Source organism: Amycolatopsis sp. MEPSY49, assembly GCF_051337345.1.
Classification (GTDB): Bacteria; Actinomycetota; Actinomycetes; order Mycobacteriales; family Pseudonocardiaceae; genus Amycolatopsis.
In genome coordinates this window covers 26,234-46,414 of sequence record NZ_JBDLYJ010000025.1, presented here as the reverse complement: position 1 = coordinate 46,414, position 20,181 = coordinate 26,234, and the positions used below count along the sequence as shown (strand labels likewise).

Here is a 20,181-nt window from a genome sequence, read left to right as displayed (position 1 = left end):
GCCGGGGCAGGGATCGGGACCCCGCTTCACCCGGATGGCAGGCCTGGCGCCGGCCGCCGTGTCAGAGCGTGAGGCGGTCGCCGAGTTCGCGGATGTGGGCGGCGGTCCCGCAGTCCAGGTCCAGCTGGCGGCGGCGTTCCGCGACGAACGCCCGCCCCAGCCCCGTTCGGTCCGAAGTGGACATCGTGCGGCGCAGGTCGTTGAGCAGCCCGCGTTCCTCCCCACGCACATGCGCGTCGACCACGTTCTCCAAGCGCAGCAACGCCTTCTCGAAGTCGTCGGCTTCGAGAACGGCGAGAAGCTCGTCGGCGAAAGGGGAACCCGGCGAATCCGGGCGGACGATCCGCTCGGTCGCCGTCGCGTGGGCGACCAGCAGGGCCGCCAGCTCCGCGACCAGGGCCGGCCGGTCGGCTTCGGCGTTGCGCAGGTCGCGCAGCAGCTGCTCGAACCGGCGGTGGTCGGCCAGCAGCACCTCGACCAGGTCGGACCCGGGCGCGGCGGCGGCCGGCCCCGGGCGCATCCAGCCGAACGTCAGCTCCACCGCCTGGCGCCAGTGCCCGTACTCGGAATCGCGGCGGGCCGGGTCCATCGCCGGCAGCCACTGCCCGGCCCGGTGCCAGTTGCGCCGCAACCCTTCCAGGTCCGGCCAGTACCCGACCGACAGCCCCGCCGCGTAGGCCGCGCCGAGCGACACCGTCTCCGCCACCATCGGACGGACCACCGGCACGTCGAGGACGTCGGCGATGAACTGCATCAGCAGGTTGTCGGCGGTCATGCCGCCGTCGACCTTCAACGTCTTCAGGGCCAGGCCGGAGTCGGCGTTCATCGCGTCGACAACCTCGCGGGTCTGCCAGCCGGTCGCCTCCAGCACCGCCCGCGCCAGGTGGCCCTTCGTGATGTACGACGTCAGCCCGGCGATCACGCCGCGCGCCTCGCTGTGCCAGTGCGGCGCGAACAGCCCGGAGAACGCGGGCACGATGTAGCAGCCGCCGTTGTCGTCGACCGTCCGCGCGAGGGTCTCGATCTCGGGCGCGCTGCCGATCAGCTCCAGGCCGTCGCGGAACCACTGCACCAGCGACCCGGTGACGGCGATCGACCCTTCGAGCGCGTACACCGCGGGCTCGTCGCCGATCTTGAACCCGACCGTGGTGAGCATGCCGTGGGTGGAGAGCACCGGCGTCGGGCCGGTGTTGAGCAGCAGGAAGCTGCCGGTGCCGTACGTGCACTTCGCCTCGCCGGGCGCGAAGCACGTCTGGCCGAACAGCGCGGCCTGCTGATCACCCAAGGCGGCGGCGATCCGGATGCCCGGCACCACGCGGGACGTCGTCCCGTAGACCTCGGTCGACGAGCGGATCTCCGGCAGCATCGCGCGGGGGACGTCGAAGAAGTCCAGCAGCTCGTCGTCCCAGCTGAGCGTGCGCAGGTTCATCAGCATGGTGCGCGAGGCGTTGGTGACGTCGGTGACGTGCACGCCGCCCTCGGCGCCGCCGGTGAGGTTCCAGATCAGCCAGCTCTCGATGGTGCCGAAGAGGACGTCACCCCGCTCGGCGCGTTCGCGCAGGCCCGGGGTGCGTTCGAGCAGCCAGCGGACGCGAGGCGCGGAGAAGTACGTGGCCAGCGGCAGGCCGCACAGCTGCCGGACGCGGTCGGCGCCGGGCTCGCGCGCGAGCTGTTCGAGCATGGCGTCGGTGCGGGTGTCCTGCCAGACGATCGCGCGCCCGACCGGGTTGCCGGTGTGCCGGTCCCACAGGACGGTGGTCTCGCGCTGGTTGGCGATCCCGAGCCCGACGACCTGGTCGGCGGTCGCGCCGGCGTCGGCGAGCGCCTGGGGCACGATCCGGGAGAGGTTCCGCCAGATCTCGGTGGCGTCGTGCTCGACCCAGCCGGGCCGCGGGAAGTGCTGCTGGTGCTCGCGCTGGACGACCGAGACGAGCCGGCCGCGCGCGTCGAACAGGATGCACCGGGTGGAGGTGGTGCCCTGGTCGATGGACATCACGTAGCGCTGGACCATGCCCCTCCCTTCACCATCGGGACGCACCCAGGTCGCGCGACACCGCGCGCGCCGCGTCGCGGACGTGGCCCAGCAACCGCGGGCTCGGGCTGCCGTCCGGCTCGCAGATCCGCTCCACCGCGCCGGACACCCCGATCGCGCCGACCACGATGCCGCCGTGGCCGCGGATCGGGGCCGCGATCCCCGCTTCGCCGGCGATCATCTCGCCGTTCTCCGCCGCCCAGCCCGCCTCGCGCACCTTGCCGCAGGCGCGCTTGATCGCGGTCTGGGTGACCAGGGTCCGGCGGGTGTAGGCCTCGGGCTCGCCGGTGCGCAACGATGCCACGAGAGTCGTGTCGTAGGCCAGCAGCACTTTCCCCAGCGCGGTCGCGTGCAGCGGCAGCAGCGTGCCGACGTCGAGGGTCTGCAGGCTGTCGTCCGGCCGGAACACGTGGTGCACCACCAGCACCCGGCCTTCCAGCGGCGCGCCGATCCGGACGGCCTCGCCGCTGCGGGCGGCCAGCGCGTCCGCCCAGTTGATGGCCCGGGACCGCAGCTCGTTGACGTCCAGGTAGCTCGTGCCCAGGTGCAGCAGCGCGGCGCCGAGCTGGTACTTGCCCGTGTCGCGGTCCTGCTCGACGAACCCGACGCCCTGCAGCGTGCGCAGGATCCCGTGCGCGGTGCCCTTCGCCAGCTCCAGCGATTCGGCGATCTCGCCGACCCCCAGGCGGCCCGAGCCGCGCGCCAGCAAGCGCAGGATCGCGGCGGCGCGCTCGATGGACTGGATCGGACCGGGCACGGCGGCGACCCTAACCGACCGGCCCCGATTCGACAATGTCGAACATCCACATCGGCCGTTCGACAATGCCGACCGGCGTCCGTTGACCCCCTCGCAACCCGAACTTAACTTTCATCCACCAGGGGGAATGAACGGTCCTTTGTGGAGGAAGCAATGGTGCGAAACCTCAAGGCCCACGGGCTCGCCGGCGAGATGGCCGCCGAGTTCGTGGGGACGATGATCCTCATCCTGTTCGGGTGCGGGGTGGTGGCGCAGGTCGTCGCCGCGGGCATCGGGGACCACGACAGCATCGCCTGGGCCTGGGGACTCGGCGTCACGCTCGGTGTCTACGTCGCTTCGCGGATCAGCGGCGCGCACCTGAACCCCGCCGTGACCGTCGCCCTCGCCGTCTTCAAGGGCTTCGAATGGCGCAAGGTCGCCCCCTACGCCCTGGCCCAGACGGCCGGCGCGTTCCTCGCCGCGCTGCTGGTGCGCTGGAACTACACCGAGGTGCTCAACGCCAAGGACCCCGGCCTGACGATCAAGACGCAGGGCGTCTTCTCCACCCTTCCGGGTAACGGCACGCTCCCGGTGGGTGACTGGGGCGCCTTCCGCGACCAGATCATCGGCACCGCGATCCTCGTCCTGGTGATCTTCGCCATCACCGACCTCCGCAACACCTCGCCGGGCGCGAACCTGGCCCCGGTCGTCGTCGGCTTCCTTGTCGTCGCCATCGGCATGGCCTGGGGCACCGACGCCGGCTACGCGATCAACCCCGCCCGCGACTTCGGCCCCCGGTTCGCCTCCTGGCTCACCGGCTACGACACGGCGTGGACCGACCAGTACGGCTTCCCCTACTGGTGGATCCCGATCGTGGCCCCCGTCATCGGCGCGGTGATCGGCGGCGCGATCTACAAGTTCTTCATCGAGCGGTACCTGCCCGCCGGGGAGCCCCTCGACGCCATGCCCGCCAAGGACTTCGAGCCCGCGAACTGACCGAGGAGCACCCCCATGCCTGACTACGTCGGCGCCGTTGACCAGGGCACCACGAGCACCCGCTTCATGATCTTCGACCACGGCGGCAACGAGATCGCCCGCCACCAGCTCGAGCACGAGCAGATCCTGCCCAAGCCGGGCTGGGTCGAGCACGACGCCACCGAGATCTGGGAACGCACCCGCTCGGTCATCGCGACCGCGCTCAACAAGGCCGACCTGACGCACGCCGACCTCGCCGCGCTCGGCATCACCAACCAGCGCGAGACCACCGTCGTGTGGAACCGCCGCACCGGCCGCCCCTACTACAACGCGATCGTCTGGCAGGACACCCGCACCGACCGGATCGCCTCCGCGCTGGAGCGCGAGGGCAAGGGCGACGTCATCCGCCGCAAGGCCGGCCTCCCGCCCGCCACGTACTTCTCCGGCGGCAAGCTGCAGTGGATCCTCGAGAACGTCGACGGCGTGCGCGAGGACGCCGAGAAGGGCGACGCCCTCTTCGGCACCACGGACTCGTGGCTCATCTGGAACCTCACCGGCGGCCCGGACGGCGGCGTGCACGTCACCGACCCGACCAACGCCTCCCGCACCATGCTGATGGACCTCGAAACCCTCGACTGGGACGACGAGCTGCTGTCGTTCTTCAACGTCCCGAAGCAGATGCTGCCGGCGATCCGGCCGTCGTCGAACCCCGGTCGCTTCGGCACCACCCGGGCGGACGGCCCGCTCGGCGGCGAGGTCGCGCTCACCGGCGTCCTCGGCGACCAGCAGGCGGCCACCGTCGGGCAGGTCTGCTTCCGGCCCGGCGAAGCCAAGAACACCTACGGCACCGGCAACTTCCTGCTGCTCAACACCGGTCACGAGCTGGTCCGCTCGAAGCACGGCCTGCTCACGACGCTGTGCTACCAGTTCGGCGACGACAAGCCGGTCTACGCCCTGGAAGGCTCGATCGCCGTCACCGGGTCGGCGGTGCAGTGGCTGCGCGACCAGCTCGGCATCATCAGCGGCGCGGCCCAGAGCGAGAGCCTGGCCCGCCAGGTCGAGGACAACGGCGGCGTCTACTTCGTGCCGGCGTTCTCCGGCCTGTTCGCGCCGTACTGGCGCTCCGACGCCCGCGGCGCGATCGTCGGGCTCACCCGCGCCACGACGAACGCCCACATCGCGCGGGCCACCCTCGAAGCGATCTGCTACCAGACCCGCGACGTCGTGGAGGCGATGCAGAACGACTCCGGCGTCACGCTCGACGTGCTGCGCGTGGACGGCGGCGTCACCGCGAACGAGCTGTGCATGCAGCTGCAGGCGGACATCCTCGGCGTGCCGGTGTCGAAGCCGGTCGTCGCGGAAACCACCGCGCTCGGGGCCGCCTACGCGGCCGGGCTGGCCGTCGGGTTCTGGAAGTCGACCGACGAGCTCGAGCAGAACTGGAACGAGGACAAGCGCTGGGCGCCGTCGTGGAACGACGAACAACGCGCCGAGGGCTACGCGGGCTGGCAGAAGGCCGTCGGCCGCACGCTCGACTGGGTCGACGTGCAGTGACCATGAGGAGGAACACCGTGACACCGCTTTCCCCGTCCTACCGCGCGGACGCCCTGCGGAAGCTGGCGAACGAAGAGGTCGACGTCCTGGTCGTCGGCGGGGGAGTGACCGGGGCGGGCGTCGCGCTCGACGCCGCGTCGCGCGGGCTCTCGACCGCGCTGGTCGAGGCCCGCGACTTCGCCGCCGGCACGTCCAGCCGGTCGTCGAAGCTGATCCACGGTGGCCTGCGCTACCTGGAGCAGCTCGACTTCAAGCTGGTCCGCGAAGCCCTCAAGGAGCGCGGGCTGCTGCTGCAGAAGCTCGCGCCGCACCTGGTGCGGCCGGTGAAGTTCCTGGTGCCGCTGCAGCACCGGGTGTGGGAGCGCGGCTACATCGGCGCCGGCGTCACGCTGTACGACACCCTCGGCGGCGCCCGCGCGCTGCCCAGGCACCGGCACCTGTCCAGGCGGGGCGCCTTCAAGGCGGCCCCGGCGCTCGCCGACGACGCACTGATCGGGGCGATCCAGTACTACGACGCCCAGGTCGACGACGCCCGCCACACGATGACGATCGCGCGGACGGCGGCCGAGCAGGGCGCTTCGGTGCTGACGCGGGCTCGCGTCACTTCGCTGCTGCGCGACGGCGATCGAGTCGTCGGCGCGAAGGTCGTCGACCGCGAGAGCGGCGCCGAGATCGAGGTGCGCGCGAAGACGGTCGTCGCCGCGACGGGCGTCTGGAGCGACGACATGGCGGAGGCGGCCGGGATCCCCGCGCCGTTCACCGTCCGCGCGTCGAAGGGCATCCACCTCGTCGTGCCGCGGGAGAAGATCGACCTCGACACCGGGCTGATCCTGCGCACCGAGAAAAGCGTGCTGTTCGTGATCCCGTGGGGCCGGCACTGGATCGTCGGCACCACCGACACCGAGTGGGACCTCGACCGCGAGCACCCGGCGGCGAGCCGCGCGGACGTCGACTACGTGCTCGAACACCTCAACGCCGTCCTGCGCACCCCCGTGACGCACGACGACATCGAGGGCGTCTACGCGGGTCTGCGTCCGCTGCTCGCGGCGAAGGCGGCCGCGACGACGAAGCTGTCGCGGGAGCACGCGGTGGCGCACCCGGTGCCGGGCCTGGTGATCGTGGCCGGCGGCAAGTACACGACGTACCGGGTGATGGCCGCGGACGCGGTCGACGTCGTGGTCGAGGAGCTCGGCCGCCCGGCGCCGCCGTCGTGGACCGACCGGCTGCCGATCGTCGGTGCCGAGGGCTACCACGAGCTGTGGGAGGACCGCTACTCCGTTGCTTCGAAGACGGGCCTGCCGGTGACGACGGTCGAGCACCTGCTGGGCCGGTACGGCACGCGGATCTGGAACCTCGTCTCGCTGATGGAGGAGCAGCCGGCACTGCGGGAACCGATCGCGGAGACCTCGGAGTACCTCCGCGTGGAAGCCGTGTACGCGGTCACGCACGAAGGCGCGCTGCACCTGGAGGACGTGCTGACCCGGCGGACGCGGATCTCGATCGAGGAGCGTGACCGCGGCGTGGCGGCGGCCCCGGTCGTCGCCGGGCTGATCGCCCCGGAGCTGGGCTGGGACGCCCACCGCGTCGAGCGCGAGGTGGCCAACTACCTCGCCCGGGTCGAGGCGGAACGCTCGGCCCAGGAGGCCCCGGACGACGCGGCGGCGAACGCCACCCGCCTCGCGGCGCCGGCGCTGCTGCCGGGCTGACTCAACCGATCGCCGCCGCCGCGCGTGGACACCCCGGAACCGACCTGACAGGGGAGGAGCAGGGATGTTCAGAGGTGTTCTCGCGACGGCGGCGGCGATGACGGTGCTCGCCGCGGTCCCGGCGAGCGCGGACGAGGTGACCGGGCCGATCGACCTGGGCACATTGCCCGGCGGGCTGACCAGCTCGGGGCTGCTGGTGACGAACCACGGCACGGTGTTCGGGGAGGCGTACGACAAGGCGTTCGACGTGCACGGCGCCCGGTGGGACGCGGCCGGCCGGATCACCGACCTGCGGCCGCTCGACGGCTACAGCGCGGTGAAAGCCACCGCGCTCAGCGAGGCCGGGGTGGCGGTCGGCGACTCGACCAACCACGTCACGACCGGACGGGCCACCCGCTGGGACGCCGCCGGCGTGCCGGCGGAACTGGAACAGCCGACCGGGTTCCCGGGCTACGCGTGGTCCACGCCGGTCGCGGTCAACGAAGCCGGCGTGGTCGCCGGGACCGCCTACGGCGCGCCCGGCCCGGACGCCGCGGTCCGGTGGGACACCCTCGGCAAGGTGACCGTGCTCGGCCTCGGCCGGGTCCGGGCGATGAACGACGCAGGCGCGGTGATCAGCGAGTCCACGTACTGGGACCCGGCGGGCAACGTCGTCGAGCTGACCGACGGCGGTTCCCTGCACGACCTCGACAACGCCGGCACCGTGGTCGGCAGCGTCGGCACCCACGCGGCGAAATGGGACTCGACGGGCCGGCCCACGGTGCTCGACACCACCTGGGAATCCAGTGCGGCGCTGGCCATCACCGCCGACGGGACGATCGTCGGCGAGGTGCGCGACAAGGACTTCACCACGCGGATCGCGCGCTGGGACCCGGCGGGCACGCTCACCGTCTTCCCGGGCGGGCAGTCCCGGGTCACGGCCGTCAGCCGGTCCGGTGTCGTGCTCGGGGAGGACGGCGGGCACACCCCGCTCGTCTGGGACCGGGCCGGCCGGGTACTGCGGCTGCCGGTGCCCGAGGGCGGGATCTGCTCCGCGAAGGGGCTGAACGACTGGGAGGTCACGGGTTCGTGTTCGGTGCCCGGCCAGAACTCCCACGCGGTGCTGTGGCGCTTCGGGGAGCCGGTCGGCAGCCGAGCTCGGTGAGCACGTACCGGGCGTTGGCGGAGATGACCGGGTTGGTGTGCCGGTAGTACGGCAGCTGGATCACGGCCATCGACAATGCGCGCCCGCGGCCGCGCGCCCACGTCGCGTCGTCGGCGCCGACGGCTTCGCGGAAGGTGCGCCGGGTATCCGCGGTCAGCAGGTTCCACGCGGGGATCAGGTCGCACGCCGGATCGCCGACCCCGGCCGTGGCCCAGTCGAGGACACCGCTCAGCCGGCCGTCGCGCAGCAGCAGGTTGCTCGGCATCAGGTCCGCGTGCACCCAGCTCGGCGCTCCGGTCCATTGTGGAGCTTCGAGCGCCTCGGCCCAGGCGGCGAGGGCCGCCGCCGCGTCGAACGGCTCGTCGGTGCGGCTCAGCTCGTCGATCGCCCGGCGGGTGGCCGTGTCCACGTCCGACAGCGGCTTCCCGCGGCGGGTCGGGGGACCGTCCGCCGGGCGCACCCGCAGGGCACGCAGGAACTCCGCCAGGTCGCGGGCCGGCGCGTCGCGGCCTTCGAGCGCCGGTGCGCCTTCGAGCCAGCCGTGTACCGCCCACGCCCACGGGTAGCCCTCGGCGGGTTCGCCGAGCGCGACGACGGCCGGGACGGCCACCGGCAGCTCGCCGAGGGCCGCGAGGGCCCGGTGTTCCTTCGCGATGTCCGAGGCGCCGCCCGCGGTCAGCGGGAGCCGGACGGTCAGCGAGCCGCCCAGGCGGTACACGGCGTTGACCGTGCCGCCGGAGGCCAGGGGAGTGATCGGCAGGCCGGCCCAGTGCGGGAACTGCCCGCCCACCAGCTGGTGGACCAGGGTGGTGTCGATGGGGTGCTCGTCGGCGTGCATCCGGCCCATGTGATCACGCAACCACGCGCGTCAACCGGGTTTCCGTGACCCCGGGCACCCCCGGATTGCACGACGATGCATGGGTGTGCATAATCATTCGCATGTCCAAGGTGCTCACTTCCCTGCCCGTCGGCGAGCGTGTCGGTATCGCCTTCTCCGGTGGCCTCGACACTTCCGTAGCGGTCGCGTGGATGCGCGACAAAGGCGCGGTCCCCTGCACCTACACCGCCGACATCGGCCAGTACGACGAGCCCGACATCGAGTCGGTGCCCGGGCGGGCCGGCCAGTACGGCGCCGAGATCGCGCGGCTGGTCGACTGCAAGGAAGCCCTCGTCGAAGAGGGGCTCGCGGCGCTGACGTGCGGCGCGTTCCACATCCGCTCCGGCGGCCGCAGCTACTTCAACACCACGCCGCTCGGCCGCGCGGTCACCGGCACGCTGCTGGTGCGCGCCATGCTCGAGGACGACGTCCAGATCTGGGGCGACGGCTCCACCTACAAGGGCAACGACATCGAGCGGTTCTACCGCTACGGCCTGCTGGCGAACCCCTCCCTGCGCGTCTACAAGCCGTGGCTCGACGCGGACTTCGTCACCGAGCTCGGCGGCCGCAAGGAGATGTCCGAGTGGCTGCTCGCGCACGAGCTGCCCTACCGGGACAGCACCGAGAAGGCCTACTCGACCGACGCCAACATCTGGGGCGCCACGCACGAGGCCAAGTCGCTGGAGCACCTGGACACCGGCATCGAGATCGTCAAGCCGATCATGGGCGTCGCGTTCTGGGACCCCGAGGTCGAGATCCCCGCCGAGGACGTCACGATCGGCTTCGAGCAGGGCCGGCCGGTGACGATCAACGGCAAGGAGTTCGCCACCGCCGTCGACCTGGTCCTGGAGGCCAACGCCATCGGCGGCCGGCACGGCCTCGGCATGTCCGACCAGATCGAGAACCGGATCATCGAGGCCAAGAGCCGCGGCATCTACGAGGCCCCGGGCATGGCGCTGCTGCACGCCGCCTATGAGCGGCTCGTCAACGCCATCCACAACGAGGACACCCTGGCCAGCTACCACAACCACGGGCGGCAGCTCGGCAGGCTGATGTACGAGGGCCGCTGGCTGGACCCGCAGGCGATGATGCTGCGCGAGTCACTGCAGCGGTGGGTCGGCACCGCGATCACCGGCGAGGTGACGCTGCGGCTGCGGCGCGGCGAGGACTACTCGATCCTCGACACGACCGGGCCGGCGTTCAGCTACCACCCGGACAAGCTGTCGATGGAGCGGACCGAGGACTCGGCGTTCGGCCCGGTCGACCGGATCGGCCAGCTGACCATGCGCAACCTCGACATCGCCGACTCGCGGGCGAAGCTGGAGCAGTACGCGAGCCTCGGCATGGTCGGCGGCTCGAACCCGAAGCTGATCGGCGCCGCCCAGGCCGCGTCGACCGGCCTGATCGGCGCGATGCCCGAGGGCGGCGCCGAGGTGATCGCCTCGCGCGGCAAGACCGACGACGTCGAGCTGCTCGACAACGCCGCGATGGAGTTCGGCACGGACTGATCGCCCACGACCCGAAGGCCACCCCGCTCGCCGTGGTGGCCTTCGGGTCGTTCAGGGGACGAGCACGACCTTGCCGGTCACCGTCCCGGACTCGGCCAGTGCCAGGGCTTTCGCGGCGTCCGCGAGCGGGATCCGCGCGGCCACCTGCGCCGTGAGATCTCCCTTTGCCGCCAAGGCGAAGACGGCCGTCAGGTCCTCGGCCAGCCGCGCGCGGAAGCGGGTCAGGTTCCGCTTGCCGCCCCAGACGTTGTAGAAGTGCGCGCGACGCCGGTTCGGCAGGACGTTCCACCACAGCAGCAGGGCGAAGAGCTTGAACACCGGCAGCCGCGAGTTGCCCGGGTCGTCCTTTGTGGACGCGCTGCCGTAGGCGACCAGGCTGCCGCCGGGGGCGAGCAGGCGGAACGAGTCGACGATGCCGGGCCCGCCGACGTGGTCGAAGACGGCGTCGACCCCGCCCGGCGCCAGCGCGCGGACCTGGGCCGGGACGTCGCCGCGGTAGTCGAGGGCGGTCGCGCCGAGTGCGGTGACGGCGTCGAGGTTCCGGGCCGACGCGGTGCCGATCACGGTGATCCCGGCGGCGCGGGCGAGCTGGACGAGCGTCGTGCCGACGCCGCCGCTCGCGCCGTGGACGAGGATCGTGCCGGCGGCCTTCACCTTCGCCCACCGGTGCAGCATCTGGTACGCCGTGATGCCGTTGACCACGAACGTCTCGGCTTCGGCCGCGTCGAGTTCTTCCGGCACGGGGACGAGGTCGGCTTCCGCGAGGACGACGTGGCTGCGCCAGCCGCCGATCTTGGTCATGGCGGCCACGCGGCGGCCGGCGAGCGCGGGGTCTCCGGCTTCGAGCACCGTGCCGACGACGTCGTACCCGGGCACGAAGGGGAACGGCGGCTGGTCGAAGTACTTGCCGCGGCGCATCTGCTGCTCGGCGAACGAAACCCCGGTGGCTTCGACGCGGACGAGGGCTTCGTCGGCGCCCGGGCGCGGCATCTCGCGGTGTTCGACGCGCAGGCCGTCCGGCTCGACGAGGCCGGGGAGGACGATTTCGGTGACGGTCATGGTGGATCCTTCCGGGTGTGAGTGACTGGTCAATCACTCAATGGGCGGGAAAAGTGACAGGTCGATCGGGGTCAGTTTTTGCCGGGGTGGCGGATGCCGGCGGCGAGGACCGCGGCCCACTCGCCGGCGCGTTCGTCCAGGTCGAGGGTGGCGATGAGGTGGCAGAGCTGGCCGTAGGCGATGAACCGCTGCACCTGGTCGTCCCCGGCGCCGGAGCGGGTCTTGGCCAGCTCGGTCACCTTGGCCAGGCCGCGGCGCACGGCGTCGGCGATTTCGGGGGTGTCGGCGGCGGACTGGGCGTGGACCTGCAGCATGAGCAGGTTCCGGTCGCCGATGAGTTCGGCGTAGGCGCCGCCCATTTCGTGGAGGATCTTCTCGGAGTCGCCGCCGTCGGCGCGGGCGGCGCCGTTGGAGAGCGCGTGCGCGACGAGTTCGTAGCACCGGTCGAGCGCGGCGACGAACAGGGAGACCTTGCTGGGGAACAACTTGAAGACGTAGGCGGGGGAGATGTCGGCCCTGGCGGCGACCGCGCTGATCGGCGTGCTGTGGTACCCGCCCCGCGCGAACTCGGCGATGGCCGCGTCGACGACGACGTCCCGCCGCGCGTCGGAGGTGGAGAGGCTGGCACCGCGTTTCGTCATGTGAGTGACTGTACACTCACTCTCGTGGGCCGAGCAAGCCCCCGGGTCCCGGGGGCTTGCTCGTGGAAGGGATTCAGGCGCCCGCGGTCGACGAGATCCAGTCGCGGTACTTCGTGATGTTGATGTACGCGGTGTAGGACTGCCGGTCGCTCGTCGAGGCGACGCCCACCTGCTTGCCGTTCGCGTACATCGGGCCGCCCGAGTCGCCGCCCGCCGTGATGCCGTCGCCGCGGTTCGCACACACCGAAACACCCGCCGCCCCGTCCGGGCAGTCGATCGACGTCACGCTCACCTTCGCGACCTTCAGCAGCTGCGACTGGCACTCGATCTCGGGCTTGTCGGTGCACGTCGCGCCCCAGCCGTACACCTCGGCCTGGTCGCCCACCTTGACGTCGCCCTCGCTGCCCAGCGGCGCGTACTCCGTCTGCACCTGCTGGTCGATCTGTACCAGCGCGATGTCCGAGTCCGGCGCTTCGTGCACGGACGTGGCGTTGACCGTGGTGCCCTTCGTCTGGTCCAGGTCGCCCACGTGGAAGCTGATCGGCTTGCCGTCGGCACCCTGCGTGCAGTGGCGGGCGGTGAGGATCCAGTCGGGCGCGATGATCGTCGCCGAGCAGATTTCCTGGCCGCCGGCGAACATCCGGGCCGCGGAGTGGAGCGAGTCGGCGTTGCCGCCGTCGATGATGGCCGGCTGTGCGGCCAGGGACGGCGCCGCGGCCGCGAGGGCCGAGAACAAAACGCCGGAGACGACTACGCCGGTTCGCGCGATACGCACTTTGCCAATCCGACCGGAAGTAGGCCGGCCCTTGAGCGGTGCGTAACCGTTGCGTCGAAAGCCATCGGCCGTGGCTGTAGTCGGATTGGCAAAGAACGACACTGCAGGATCAACCTCCTGCCGCGGACCCCGAGGTCTCGCGGTGACGTGTGGTGAAGGACGCACCTACCGTCACCGCTGTGGGTGAATCTCCGGAACCCGCCGATAGTCGGTTGATCAAGAACGCGACTTTCGTCGTGGGCCGTCCGGAGCAGCGGGTGACAGGTTCTGGTCCGCTGTCTCGAATGTCCGCGAATCCCGCACGGACACCGGCGACACCCGGTTACAGTCCGGCCACTGAGTGGTGGTGGGAACGAGGTGCGCGATGGGACCTGAACTGCGGTTTCACCTGCTCGGACCGCTGACCGTGACGGCCGGCGGCCGGCCGGTGCCGCTCGGCGGGACGAAGCAGCGGGTGCTGCTGGCCCACCTGCTGCTCAACGCGAACCGGACAGTCTCACCGGGACAGCTCGTCGACACGATCTGGCCGGGCGAGCCGCCGACGTCCGCCACCGCCAACCTGCAGACCTACGTGTGGCGCCTGCGCCGGCTGCTGCCGGAGGGCGCCGTCCTGCGCACCCACGGCCCGGGGTACTCGCTGGTGGTCGACCCCGGCGACGTCGACGCGCACCGGTTCGCCCGGCTCGTCGCCGACGCCGCGCGGGCGGACGCGCCCGAGACGGCGTTGCGGCTGCTCGCCGAGGCGGAGTCGTTGTGGCGCGGCGATCCCCTCGAGGACCTGCCGACGGCACCCGCGTGGGACGCCGAGCTCGGACGGCTCGTCGAGAACCGGCTGGCCGCCGTCGAGGAACGCCTCGCGCTGCAGGTGCGGCTGGGCCGGCACGACGCGGCGATCGCCGAGCTGACCGTCCTGCTGGCCGAACACCCTTACCGGGAACGGCTTTGGCGGCAGTACCTGCTCGCGCTGACCGGCGCGGGCCGCCGGGCCGAGGCGCTCCAGGCGTACTCGACGGCTCGCGAACGCCTGGTCACCGAACTCGGCGTCGAACCCGGTCCGGAACTGCGGGCGGTCCAGACGGCGATCCTCGCGGACGATCCGGTGGCGCCGCCGGTTCCGACGCCGTTGCGCCAGCTGCCCGCCGACCTGCCCGACTTCACCGGCCGCGCGGAGTACGTCCGGGAGCTCGAAGCCGCGCTGGGGCCGGCGCCGGTCGTGCTGACCGGGGCGCCGGGCACCGGCAAGACGGCGCTGGCCATGCACGTCGCCCACCGCCTCGCGGACCGGTTCCCCGACGGGCAGCTGTACGTCGACCTCGCGGGCACGGGCGCGCCGCGCGACCCGGCCGAGGTGCTCGCCGACTTCCTGCACGCCTTGGGCGTCACCGGGAACACCGTCCCGGCCGGGCTCGGCCAGCGGGCGGCGGTCTTCCGCTCGCGGCTCGCCGGGCGGCGGGTGCTGCTGGTGCTCGACGACGGCGCGACGGCCGCGCAGGTCCGCCCGCTGCTGCCCGGGGACGCCGGGTGCGCGGTGCTGGTGACCACCCGCGGGCGGCTGCCGGAACTGGCCGGGGCGAAGCACGTCGAGCTGCCCGTGTTCGGCGAGCGAGAGGCGCTCGACCTGCTGGCCGCGGTGGCGGGCGGCGGCCGGGTCGGCGGCGAACCGGCCGAGGCGGCGGCGATCGTGCGCTGCTGCGGCTACCTGCCGCTGGCGATCCGCGTCGCGGGCGCGCGGCTGGCCGGGCGGCAGGCGTGGAGCCTGCGGACGCTGCGCGAGCGGCTGGCCGACGAGTCGAGCCGGCTGAACGAGCTGCGCGTCGGCGACCTCGGCGTCCGGCCCAGCTTCGAGCTCAGCCTGCGCCAGCTCCCGCCGGCCGCGCGGACGGCGTTCCGCCGCTCGGCCGTGCTGGGCGCCCAGGACTTCCCGAGCTGGGTGGTCGACGCGCTCCTCGACCGCGACGACGCGCACGAAGTCCTCGACGTGCTCGTCGACGCGAACCTCGTCGCGTTGGTGGGCCGGGATTCCCGCGACCGGCCGCGGTACCGGCTGCACGACCTCCTGCGCTGCCACGCGGCGGAACTCCTGGCCGCGGAGCCGATCGCGGTGCGGCGGGACGCGCTCGCCCGGGTGCTGACGGTGCTGCTGGCGCTGGCGAAGGCCGCGGCGGCGCGCCTGCCGCCGGCGTTCGGCGCGATGACCGGGCCGCCGGTCGGCCCGCCGGTGGCGACGGCCGGGCCGGCCGACCCGCTCGGCTGGTTCACCGCGGAACGCAAGCTGCTCGCGGCCGCGGTCCAGCTGGCCGCGGACACCGGCCTCGACGAGCTGGCCTGGCAGCTGACGGCGACGGCGGTCCCGTTCTACGACCTGCGCGGCGCGTACGACGACTGGCGGCGAAGCCACCTGACGGCGCTGGCGGCGGTCGAGGCGGCGGGCAATCGCCTCGGCGCGGCGGTGCTGCACCGCGGACTCGGTCAAGTGCGGCTGTACCACGACGAGTACCCGCAGGCGGTCCGCGACATGGAGCGCTCGGCGTCGCTGTTCGCCTCGCTGGGCGACGTGCGTGGAGAGGCCCTCGCGGTGGCGGGCCTGGGCACGGTGGCGCGGATCAGCGGCCGGCCGAGTGAGGCGCTGGGGTGCTACCGCCGGGCCCTCGCCGGTCTGGAGCGGGCGGGCGACCGCCGGGGCGTCGCACAGCTGCGGAACTCGCTGGGGACGACGTACGCGTTGCTGGGTTCGTTCGAGGAAGCGGATTCGTGGCTGCGGGAAGCCCGTGCTCTGGCGCGGGAAATCGAGGATCCCCATCGCGAGGCGAAGGTCCTGACGGAGCTGGGGACGCTGCACCGCGAGCGGGGCCGGCTGCCGGAGTCGTTGACGTGCCTGCGGTCGGCGCTGGGCATCCTCGAGGATCTCGACGACGAGCGGTGCAGCGCCTACGCGATGCTGGGCATCGGGCAGACGTTGCTGGCGGCCGGGGAGCGGTCCCAGGCGCGCGGGGTGTGCGATCGCGCGTTGCGGGTCTTCCGGGAGACCGGGAACCGGCAGGGGGAGACGACCGGGCTGGAGTTGCTGGAGCAGGTCCGGCGGACGAGGACTCCGGCCGCGATGCAGTGAATGACTCATTCCTGTCACCAGGCGACAGGAATGAGTCATTCACGTCGGTTCGATCAGTTGCTGTTGCCCGGTTTCCAGCCCAGGTAGTTCGCGAAGTAGCCCTGCCGCGCGTGGCCGATCGCGCCGTTGACGCTCGTCGCCCAGACGCCGCCGCTGCCGTCCGCGACGCCGACGTGGCCGTACGCCGAGATGTTCCAGAACACGAACGCGCCCCTCGGCGGGGTGCCCGTCGTGTGGCGGGCGCCGTCGGACGAGCGCCAGTGCTCGATCGCGCTCGGGTGGTGCGTCGTGCGGTTCCACGCCAGACGCGCCGCCTTCTCGCAGTAGCCCTGGTACGCCGTGCTGCCGGTGCGGCTCGAGTACCACGCGATCGCCTGCGCGGCCGTGCGGGCGGCGGCGAGCGCGGCCGGCGAGTCGGCGATCACCGCGCCCGGGTCGGCGATGTCGGCGGCGGTCACCTCCGCGTAGACGTCGGCCGGCGCGGCCGAAGCGACGGTCGCGCCGCCGACGAGCAAAGCGGCCGCGAGCGTGGCCGCCGGGTAGATCGTGCGCATCACTTCTCCCTCGGGGAACGGGGTTCCGACTCCGGTGACCCTGCGCGCGCCCCCTACACCGGCACTACACCCGCGCTCTCGCGGTGCTGACGCGGGTGAGTGCGCGGCACCGGGAAATTGTCATCCCGGAAAGGGTGCGTGACAAAAAACAAAGCCGTTCCCACCGCGGCGCGTGACAAATTACGCGGCCACCGGAAAGCGCATTGGCCGGTTGGGAAGTTTCCGCCTAGCATCCGAAATGCCGTTCGACGACGAAAGGACCAGACATGACGGAAACCCTCGTGCGGAAAAGGCGGTTCCGGGGAATCGGGTTGGCCGCGCTCCTGGCGGGCGCACTGGCGGTGGTTTCCGCCGGACCGGCCGCGGCGGCCGAGAAATCGCTCACCTACAAAGGCGGCTTCCCGCTGATCGGCGACCAGCAGGTCACCGTCGTGGTCAAGGCGGACATCCCCGCGACCGCCACGGCGGGCACGCCGGTTTCGGTGCCGTTCAGCCTCGACGTCGACGCCGGGCAGGCGGCCGGCGACGGCCTGCGGCTCGTCGGCGCCACGAAGGTCTCGGGCACCATCAAGTCCCAGGTGAACGTCGCGATCGCCGGCCAGTCGGTCGCCATCCCGATCGACCTGCCCATCCCGGAGACGCCCGTCCCCGCCGAAGGCAGCCTGAAGTTCACCGCCCAGGGGCAAGTCGACTTCACCGTTCCCGCCGGCACCCCGGCCGGGGAGGCGACCAGCAGCGTCGACGCCGCGGCGACCACCCACGTCGTCACCGACAGCGGTCTCGGCGAGTTCGACGTCGCGCTGACGCTCGACCCGCCGGACCAGGACGCCACCCTCGGCACGACGACGGTGGGCTGACCTCCCGCGGCACCGTCCGGCCCGCCGGAATCCGTCCGGCGGGCCGGAGCCGCTGCCGGAATCCGGCACCCGGGAAATGCCGGGATCCGCCGGAAACCGTTCCCTGCCAACGTGATCCTCCCTTAGTAGGTACCGGGCGCGCCGCGCTGCGCGGAGTATTCCCTGCCACCAGGTCGAATCCTCACCGGCTGGAGGACCACTTCGTGAAAACCACTTCAGGAGTCCTACGTGGACTCGCGGCGATTTCGGCCGCGGTGGCCGTCGTCGCGCTGCAGGCGCCCGCCGCCGCGGCCGCCGCGCGGACCGATCTCGGCATCACCATGCAGGCCCAGCAGAAGGACCAGTGGTGCTGGGACGCCAGCGGCAACACCATCGCCGACTACTGGGGATATTCGCTTTCCCAGACGAAGTTCTGCCAGGTCGCCCACAACGAGTCGGGCAGCGACTGCGCGAACAACCAGGGGTACCTGTCCGACCAGCAGCGGGTGTTCCGCTGGCTGGGCTTTTCGAACGTCGGGTCGTACAACTCGAACGGGCAGGTCCTTTCCTTCACCACCATCAAGAACCAGATCGACGCGGGCCAGCCGATCGGCACCCGCATCGGCTGGCGCTCCGGCGGCGGGCACATGCACGTCCTTTACGGCTACGACAACTCCAGTGGCGCGACCCGCGTCGAATACGGGGATCCGTGGCCCGGCAACAGCCGCTACAACTCGATGAACTACGACACCTACCGCTCGAACAACCAGTTCCAGTGGACGCACACGCTGTACGGGATCGAGGGATGAGCGTGCTGAAGAAAACGCTGGGCGCGGCCGTGCTGGCCGGCGCCGCGATGCTCGCCACGGCCGGTGCCGCCGGTGCGGCGACCGGGCCCGCCGGCACCCCGACGGCGGCCGACACCGCCGCGATCGGCCAGGTCACCGGCGGCAAGCAGACCCTCGACCGGCTCGCGGAGACGAAGTTCCCCGGCGCCCACGCGGCCGCCGCGGCTTCGCGGGCGAACGCGGACGCACGCACCCAGGTCGCGGTCTACGAACCGACGGCGGCGTTCGTCGCCGGGACCTCGGACGTCCCGGCCGCGCTCGCCTACGTCGCGGTGCCGGCGCGGACCGGCGACGGCACCACGGCGACCGTCTGGGCCGAGCGGCAGGGCGCGGCCTGGACCGTCGTGAACGTCGCGTCCGGTGACTACGAGCGGAAGTACGCCGAGGCCGCGGCCGGCGGGTACCTCCTGCACGAACCGCAGGTCAACGCCTGGTACGCGGTGCACGGCGACGCCGTGACGGTGCTGGACGGCTCGGTCACCGGCCTCGCCGCGGGGACGAAGCTGGCGCTCGCCGACTACCGCGCTCAGCTGCACGAGCGGTACGCGGACAAGCTGCCCGGCTCGGCCTACGACCGCGACGGCGCGGGCGGCGGCTACGGCGGCCGCGAGCGCGCGGTGCCGGCCGCGGAGCCGGGGGACGTGCCGGTGCTGCCGTTCGTGCTCGGCGGTTTCCTCGTGCTGGTGGCCGGGGCGGTCGTGGTGCCGCGGTTGCGGCGTCAGTAGGACGGCGGGGCCGCCGGCGCGCCCGGCGGCCCTTGGCAGGTGATCATGATCAGGGCACAATGCGCCATGCCCGTTCCCACGGCCGCCCAGCCGGAACCGGCGCGGCTGACCGGGTCGGACCTCGCGCTGGTCGAGGCGCTGCAGCGCGACCCGCGGGCGCCGTGGACGCGGATCGCCGCCGCCGTCGGCACCGACGCGACGACGGCCGCCCGCCGCTGGGACCGGCTGCAGGCGGCCGGGCTGGCCTGGCTCACCGCGTACGCCACCGCCCCGACGACCACGGTCGGCTACGTCGACCTGGCCTGCCGCCCGGACGCGCTGACCGAGCTGACCCGCGAGCTGTGCGGCTGGCCGTCGGTGTTCAGCGTCGAGCGCACGACCAGCCGGTTCTCGCTGTTCCTCTCGCTGGCAGCCCGCGATCTCGACGCGCTGGACGCACTGGTCACCGGCGGCGTCGGCGCCCTGCCCGGGGTGCGCGAGGTCCGGTTCGCCGTCGCGACGCGCGTGTACCGCGAGGGCAGCGGCTGGCTGGTGAACGCGCTGGCCCCGGAACAGCGGGCGGTGCTCGACGAGACGGCGGTGCAGGCCCGGCTGGTCGTCCCGCAGCAATGGGACGACCGCGACGTGCGCGCGCTGGTCGAATCCCTCGGCGAGGACGGCAGGCGCAGCTACGCGGAGCTGGCCCGCGACTGCCGGATGAGCGAATCCGCGGTGCGCCGCACGCTGGCGCGGATGCTGCGCAACCACGAGCTCGACTTCCGCTGCGACCTCGCGCACGTCCCGGCGGGCTGGCCGGTGATCGCGGGCTACCGCCTCGACATCACCGCGGGCGACCTGGACCGCGCCGGCACCGCGATCGCGCAGCTGCCGGAGACGCGTCTGTCGGCCGCGGTGGTGGGGGAGGGCAACCTGGTGGTGTCGGCGTGGCTGCGGGAACCGGCCGGCTGCACGGGCTACGAGCAGCGGCTGGCGGCCGCCGCGCCCGGCGCCCGCGTCCTCGACCGCGCGATCACCCTGCGGATGCCGAAGCGGATGGGCCGGCTGCTCAGCCCGCACGGCCTCGGCGGCACCCACCAGGCGATCATCCCCGCCCGCTGACTAT

17 protein-coding genes are annotated in these 20,181 nt (G+C 72.3%); 10 read left to right on the top strand and 7 right to left on the bottom strand.

Going from position 1 to position 20,181, the window contains the following annotated elements; all coding sequences use genetic code 11:
- Nucleotides 1-61: 61 nt before the first annotated feature.
- Together glpK (ABFJ78_RS49135) and ABFJ78_RS49130 are read right to left on the bottom strand one after the other, a co-directional pair.
- The gene (gene glpK / locus ABFJ78_RS49135) at nucleotides 62-2,011 is read right to left on the bottom strand and encodes a glycerol kinase GlpK (protein ID WP_436394514.1); all 1,950 of its coding nucleotides are present in this window, start codon (nucleotides 2,009-2,011) and stop codon (nucleotides 62-64) included.
- A gap of 10 nt (nucleotides 2,012-2,021) precedes the next feature.
- Nucleotides 2,022-2,789, bottom strand: coding sequence for an IclR family transcriptional regulator (locus ABFJ78_RS49130; RefSeq protein ID WP_364458354.1), 768 nt, complete (start codon nucleotides 2,787-2,789; stop codon nucleotides 2,022-2,024).
- 153 nt (nucleotides 2,790-2,942) lie between these two features.
- Here ABFJ78_RS49130 and ABFJ78_RS49125 point away from each other — a divergent pair, with 153 nt between their 5' ends.
- From ABFJ78_RS49125 to ABFJ78_RS49110, 4 genes are all read left to right on the top strand, one after another.
- The gene (locus ABFJ78_RS49125; RefSeq protein WP_436394513.1) at nucleotides 2,943-3,764 is read left to right on the top strand and encodes an MIP/aquaporin family protein; all 822 of its coding nucleotides are present in this window, start codon (nucleotides 2,943-2,945) and stop codon (nucleotides 3,762-3,764) included.
- Between the two features lie 15 nt (nucleotides 3,765-3,779).
- The gene (gene glpK, locus ABFJ78_RS49120; RefSeq protein ID WP_436394512.1) at nucleotides 3,780-5,297 is read left to right on the top strand and encodes a glycerol kinase GlpK; all 1,518 of its coding nucleotides are present in this window, start codon (nucleotides 3,780-3,782) and stop codon (nucleotides 5,295-5,297) included.
- Between the two features lie 2 nt (nucleotides 5,298-5,299).
- Nucleotides 5,300-7,003, top strand: a complete 1,704-nt coding sequence (glpD, locus tag ABFJ78_RS49115) for a glycerol-3-phosphate dehydrogenase (RefSeq protein ID WP_436394511.1) — start codon at nucleotides 5,300-5,302, stop codon at nucleotides 7,001-7,003.
- A gap of 64 nt (nucleotides 7,004-7,067) precedes the next feature.
- On the top strand, nucleotides 7,068-8,147 hold the full coding sequence (locus ABFJ78_RS49110) for a hypothetical protein (RefSeq protein WP_436394510.1): 1,080 nt from the start codon (nucleotides 7,068-7,070) through the stop codon (nucleotides 8,145-8,147).
- Here ABFJ78_RS49110 and ABFJ78_RS49105 read toward each other — a convergent pair.
- Nucleotides 8,062-8,994: an aminoglycoside phosphotransferase family protein gene (locus ABFJ78_RS49105; protein WP_436394509.1), complete on the bottom strand. Its 933-nt coding sequence runs from the start codon at nucleotides 8,992-8,994 to the stop codon at nucleotides 8,062-8,064. The two genes, ABFJ78_RS49110 and ABFJ78_RS49105, sit on opposite strands and share 86 nt — an antisense overlap.
- A gap of 92 nt (nucleotides 8,995-9,086) precedes the next feature.
- On the opposite strand from ABFJ78_RS49105, the gene argG reads away from it, so the two are divergent.
- Nucleotides 9,087-10,532 (top strand): argininosuccinate synthase, encoded by a 1,446-nt coding sequence (argG, locus tag ABFJ78_RS49100; protein ID WP_436394508.1) that lies wholly within the window; start codon nucleotides 9,087-9,089, stop codon nucleotides 10,530-10,532.
- A gap of 51 nt (nucleotides 10,533-10,583) precedes the next feature.
- On the opposite strand, the gene ABFJ78_RS49095 is transcribed toward argG, so the two are convergent.
- The 3 genes from ABFJ78_RS49095 to ABFJ78_RS49085 all read right to left on the bottom strand — a co-directional run bounded on the left by ABFJ78_RS49095 (nucleotide 10,584) and on the right by ABFJ78_RS49085 (nucleotide 13,007).
- Nucleotides 10,584-11,591: a medium chain dehydrogenase/reductase family protein gene (locus ABFJ78_RS49095; RefSeq protein WP_436394507.1), complete on the bottom strand. Its 1,008-nt coding sequence runs from the start codon at nucleotides 11,589-11,591 to the stop codon at nucleotides 10,584-10,586.
- Nucleotides 11,592-11,662: 71 nt separating this feature from the next.
- Complete coding sequence (locus tag ABFJ78_RS49090; RefSeq protein WP_436394506.1) at nucleotides 11,663-12,232, bottom strand: TetR/AcrR family transcriptional regulator; 570 nt, start codon at nucleotides 12,230-12,232, stop codon at nucleotides 11,663-11,665.
- A 73-nt stretch (nucleotides 12,233-12,305) separates the two neighbouring features.
- On the bottom strand, nucleotides 12,306-13,007 hold the full coding sequence (locus ABFJ78_RS49085; protein WP_436394505.1) for a S1 family peptidase: 702 nt from the start codon (nucleotides 13,005-13,007) through the stop codon (nucleotides 12,306-12,308).
- Between the two features lie 364 nt (nucleotides 13,008-13,371).
- Here ABFJ78_RS49085 and ABFJ78_RS49080 point away from each other — a divergent pair, with 364 nt between their 5' ends.
- Nucleotides 13,372-16,116 (top strand): BTAD domain-containing putative transcriptional regulator, encoded by a 2,745-nt coding sequence (locus ABFJ78_RS49080; protein ID WP_436394504.1) that lies wholly within the window; start codon nucleotides 13,372-13,374, stop codon nucleotides 16,114-16,116.
- Nucleotides 16,117-16,169: 53 nt separating this feature from the next.
- Here ABFJ78_RS49080 and ABFJ78_RS49075 read toward each other — a convergent pair whose 3' ends face one another.
- Nucleotides 16,170-16,670 carry a hypothetical protein gene (locus ABFJ78_RS49075; RefSeq protein WP_436394503.1) on the bottom strand — a complete coding sequence of 167 codons (501 nt, stop codon included), beginning with the start codon at nucleotides 16,668-16,670 and terminating at the stop codon, nucleotides 16,170-16,172.
- Nucleotides 16,671-16,936: 266 nt separating this feature from the next.
- On the opposite strand from ABFJ78_RS49075, the gene ABFJ78_RS49070 reads away from it, so the two are divergent.
- From ABFJ78_RS49070 to ABFJ78_RS49055, 4 genes are all read left to right on the top strand, one after another.
- Entirely contained in the window at nucleotides 16,937-17,527 is a 591-nt protein-coding gene (locus ABFJ78_RS49070) for a DUF6801 domain-containing protein (protein ID WP_436394502.1), read from the top strand.
- A gap of 203 nt (nucleotides 17,528-17,730) precedes the next feature.
- A complete protein-coding gene (locus ABFJ78_RS49065) occupies nucleotides 17,731-18,315 on the top strand; it encodes a papain-like cysteine protease family protein (protein WP_436394501.1) in 585 nt (194 codons plus the stop codon).
- Complete coding sequence (locus ABFJ78_RS49060; RefSeq protein ID WP_436394500.1) at nucleotides 18,312-19,079, top strand: hypothetical protein; 768 nt, start codon at nucleotides 18,312-18,314, stop codon at nucleotides 19,077-19,079. Before ABFJ78_RS49065 ends, ABFJ78_RS49060 begins: the two co-directional genes overlap by 4 nt.
- 66 nt (nucleotides 19,080-19,145) lie before the next feature.
- Nucleotides 19,146-20,177 (top strand): Lrp/AsnC family transcriptional regulator, encoded by a 1,032-nt coding sequence (locus tag ABFJ78_RS49055; RefSeq protein WP_436394499.1) that lies wholly within the window; start codon nucleotides 19,146-19,148, stop codon nucleotides 20,175-20,177.
- Nucleotides 20,178-20,181: the final 4 nt, after the last annotated feature.

Coding starts and splice junctions, on each gene's coding strand:
- ABFJ78_RS49110 (WP_436394510.1), top strand. CDS start 7,068: ATGTTCAGAGGTGTTCTCGCGACGGCGGCGGCGATGACGGTGCTCGCC.
- argG (WP_436394508.1), top strand. CDS start 9,087: ATGTCCAAGGTGCTCACTTCCCTGCCCGTCGGCGAGCGTGTCGGTATC.
- glpK (WP_436394512.1), top strand. CDS start 3,780: ATGCCTGACTACGTCGGCGCCGTTGACCAGGGCACCACGAGCACCCGC.
- ABFJ78_RS49105 (WP_436394509.1), bottom strand. CDS start 8,994: ATGGGCCGGATGCACGCCGACGAGCACCCCATCGACACCACCCTGGTC.
- ABFJ78_RS49125 (WP_436394513.1), top strand. CDS start 2,943: ATGGTGCGAAACCTCAAGGCCCACGGGCTCGCCGGCGAGATGGCCGCC.
- ABFJ78_RS49075 (WP_436394503.1), bottom strand. CDS start 16,670: ATGCGCACGATCTACCCGGCGGCCACGCTCGCGGCCGCTTTGCTCGTC.
- ABFJ78_RS49095 (WP_436394507.1), bottom strand. CDS start 11,591: ATGACCGTCACCGAAATCGTCCTCCCCGGCCTCGTCGAGCCGGACGGC.
- ABFJ78_RS49070 (WP_436394502.1), top strand. CDS start 16,937: ATGACGGAAACCCTCGTGCGGAAAAGGCGGTTCCGGGGAATCGGGTTG.
- glpK (WP_436394514.1), bottom strand. CDS start 2,011: ATGGTCCAGCGCTACGTGATGTCCATCGACCAGGGCACCACCTCCACC.
- ABFJ78_RS49055 (WP_436394499.1), top strand. CDS start 19,146: ATGCCCGTTCCCACGGCCGCCCAGCCGGAACCGGCGCGGCTGACCGGG.
- ABFJ78_RS49060 (WP_436394500.1), top strand. CDS start 18,312: ATGAGCGTGCTGAAGAAAACGCTGGGCGCGGCCGTGCTGGCCGGCGCC.
- ABFJ78_RS49080 (WP_436394504.1), top strand. CDS start 13,372: ATGGGACCTGAACTGCGGTTTCACCTGCTCGGACCGCTGACCGTGACG.
- ABFJ78_RS49090 (WP_436394506.1), bottom strand. CDS start 12,232: ATGACGAAACGCGGTGCCAGCCTCTCCACCTCCGACGCGCGGCGGGAC.
- glpD (WP_436394511.1), top strand. CDS start 5,300: ATGAGGAGGAACACCGTGACACCGCTTTCCCCGTCCTACCGCGCGGAC.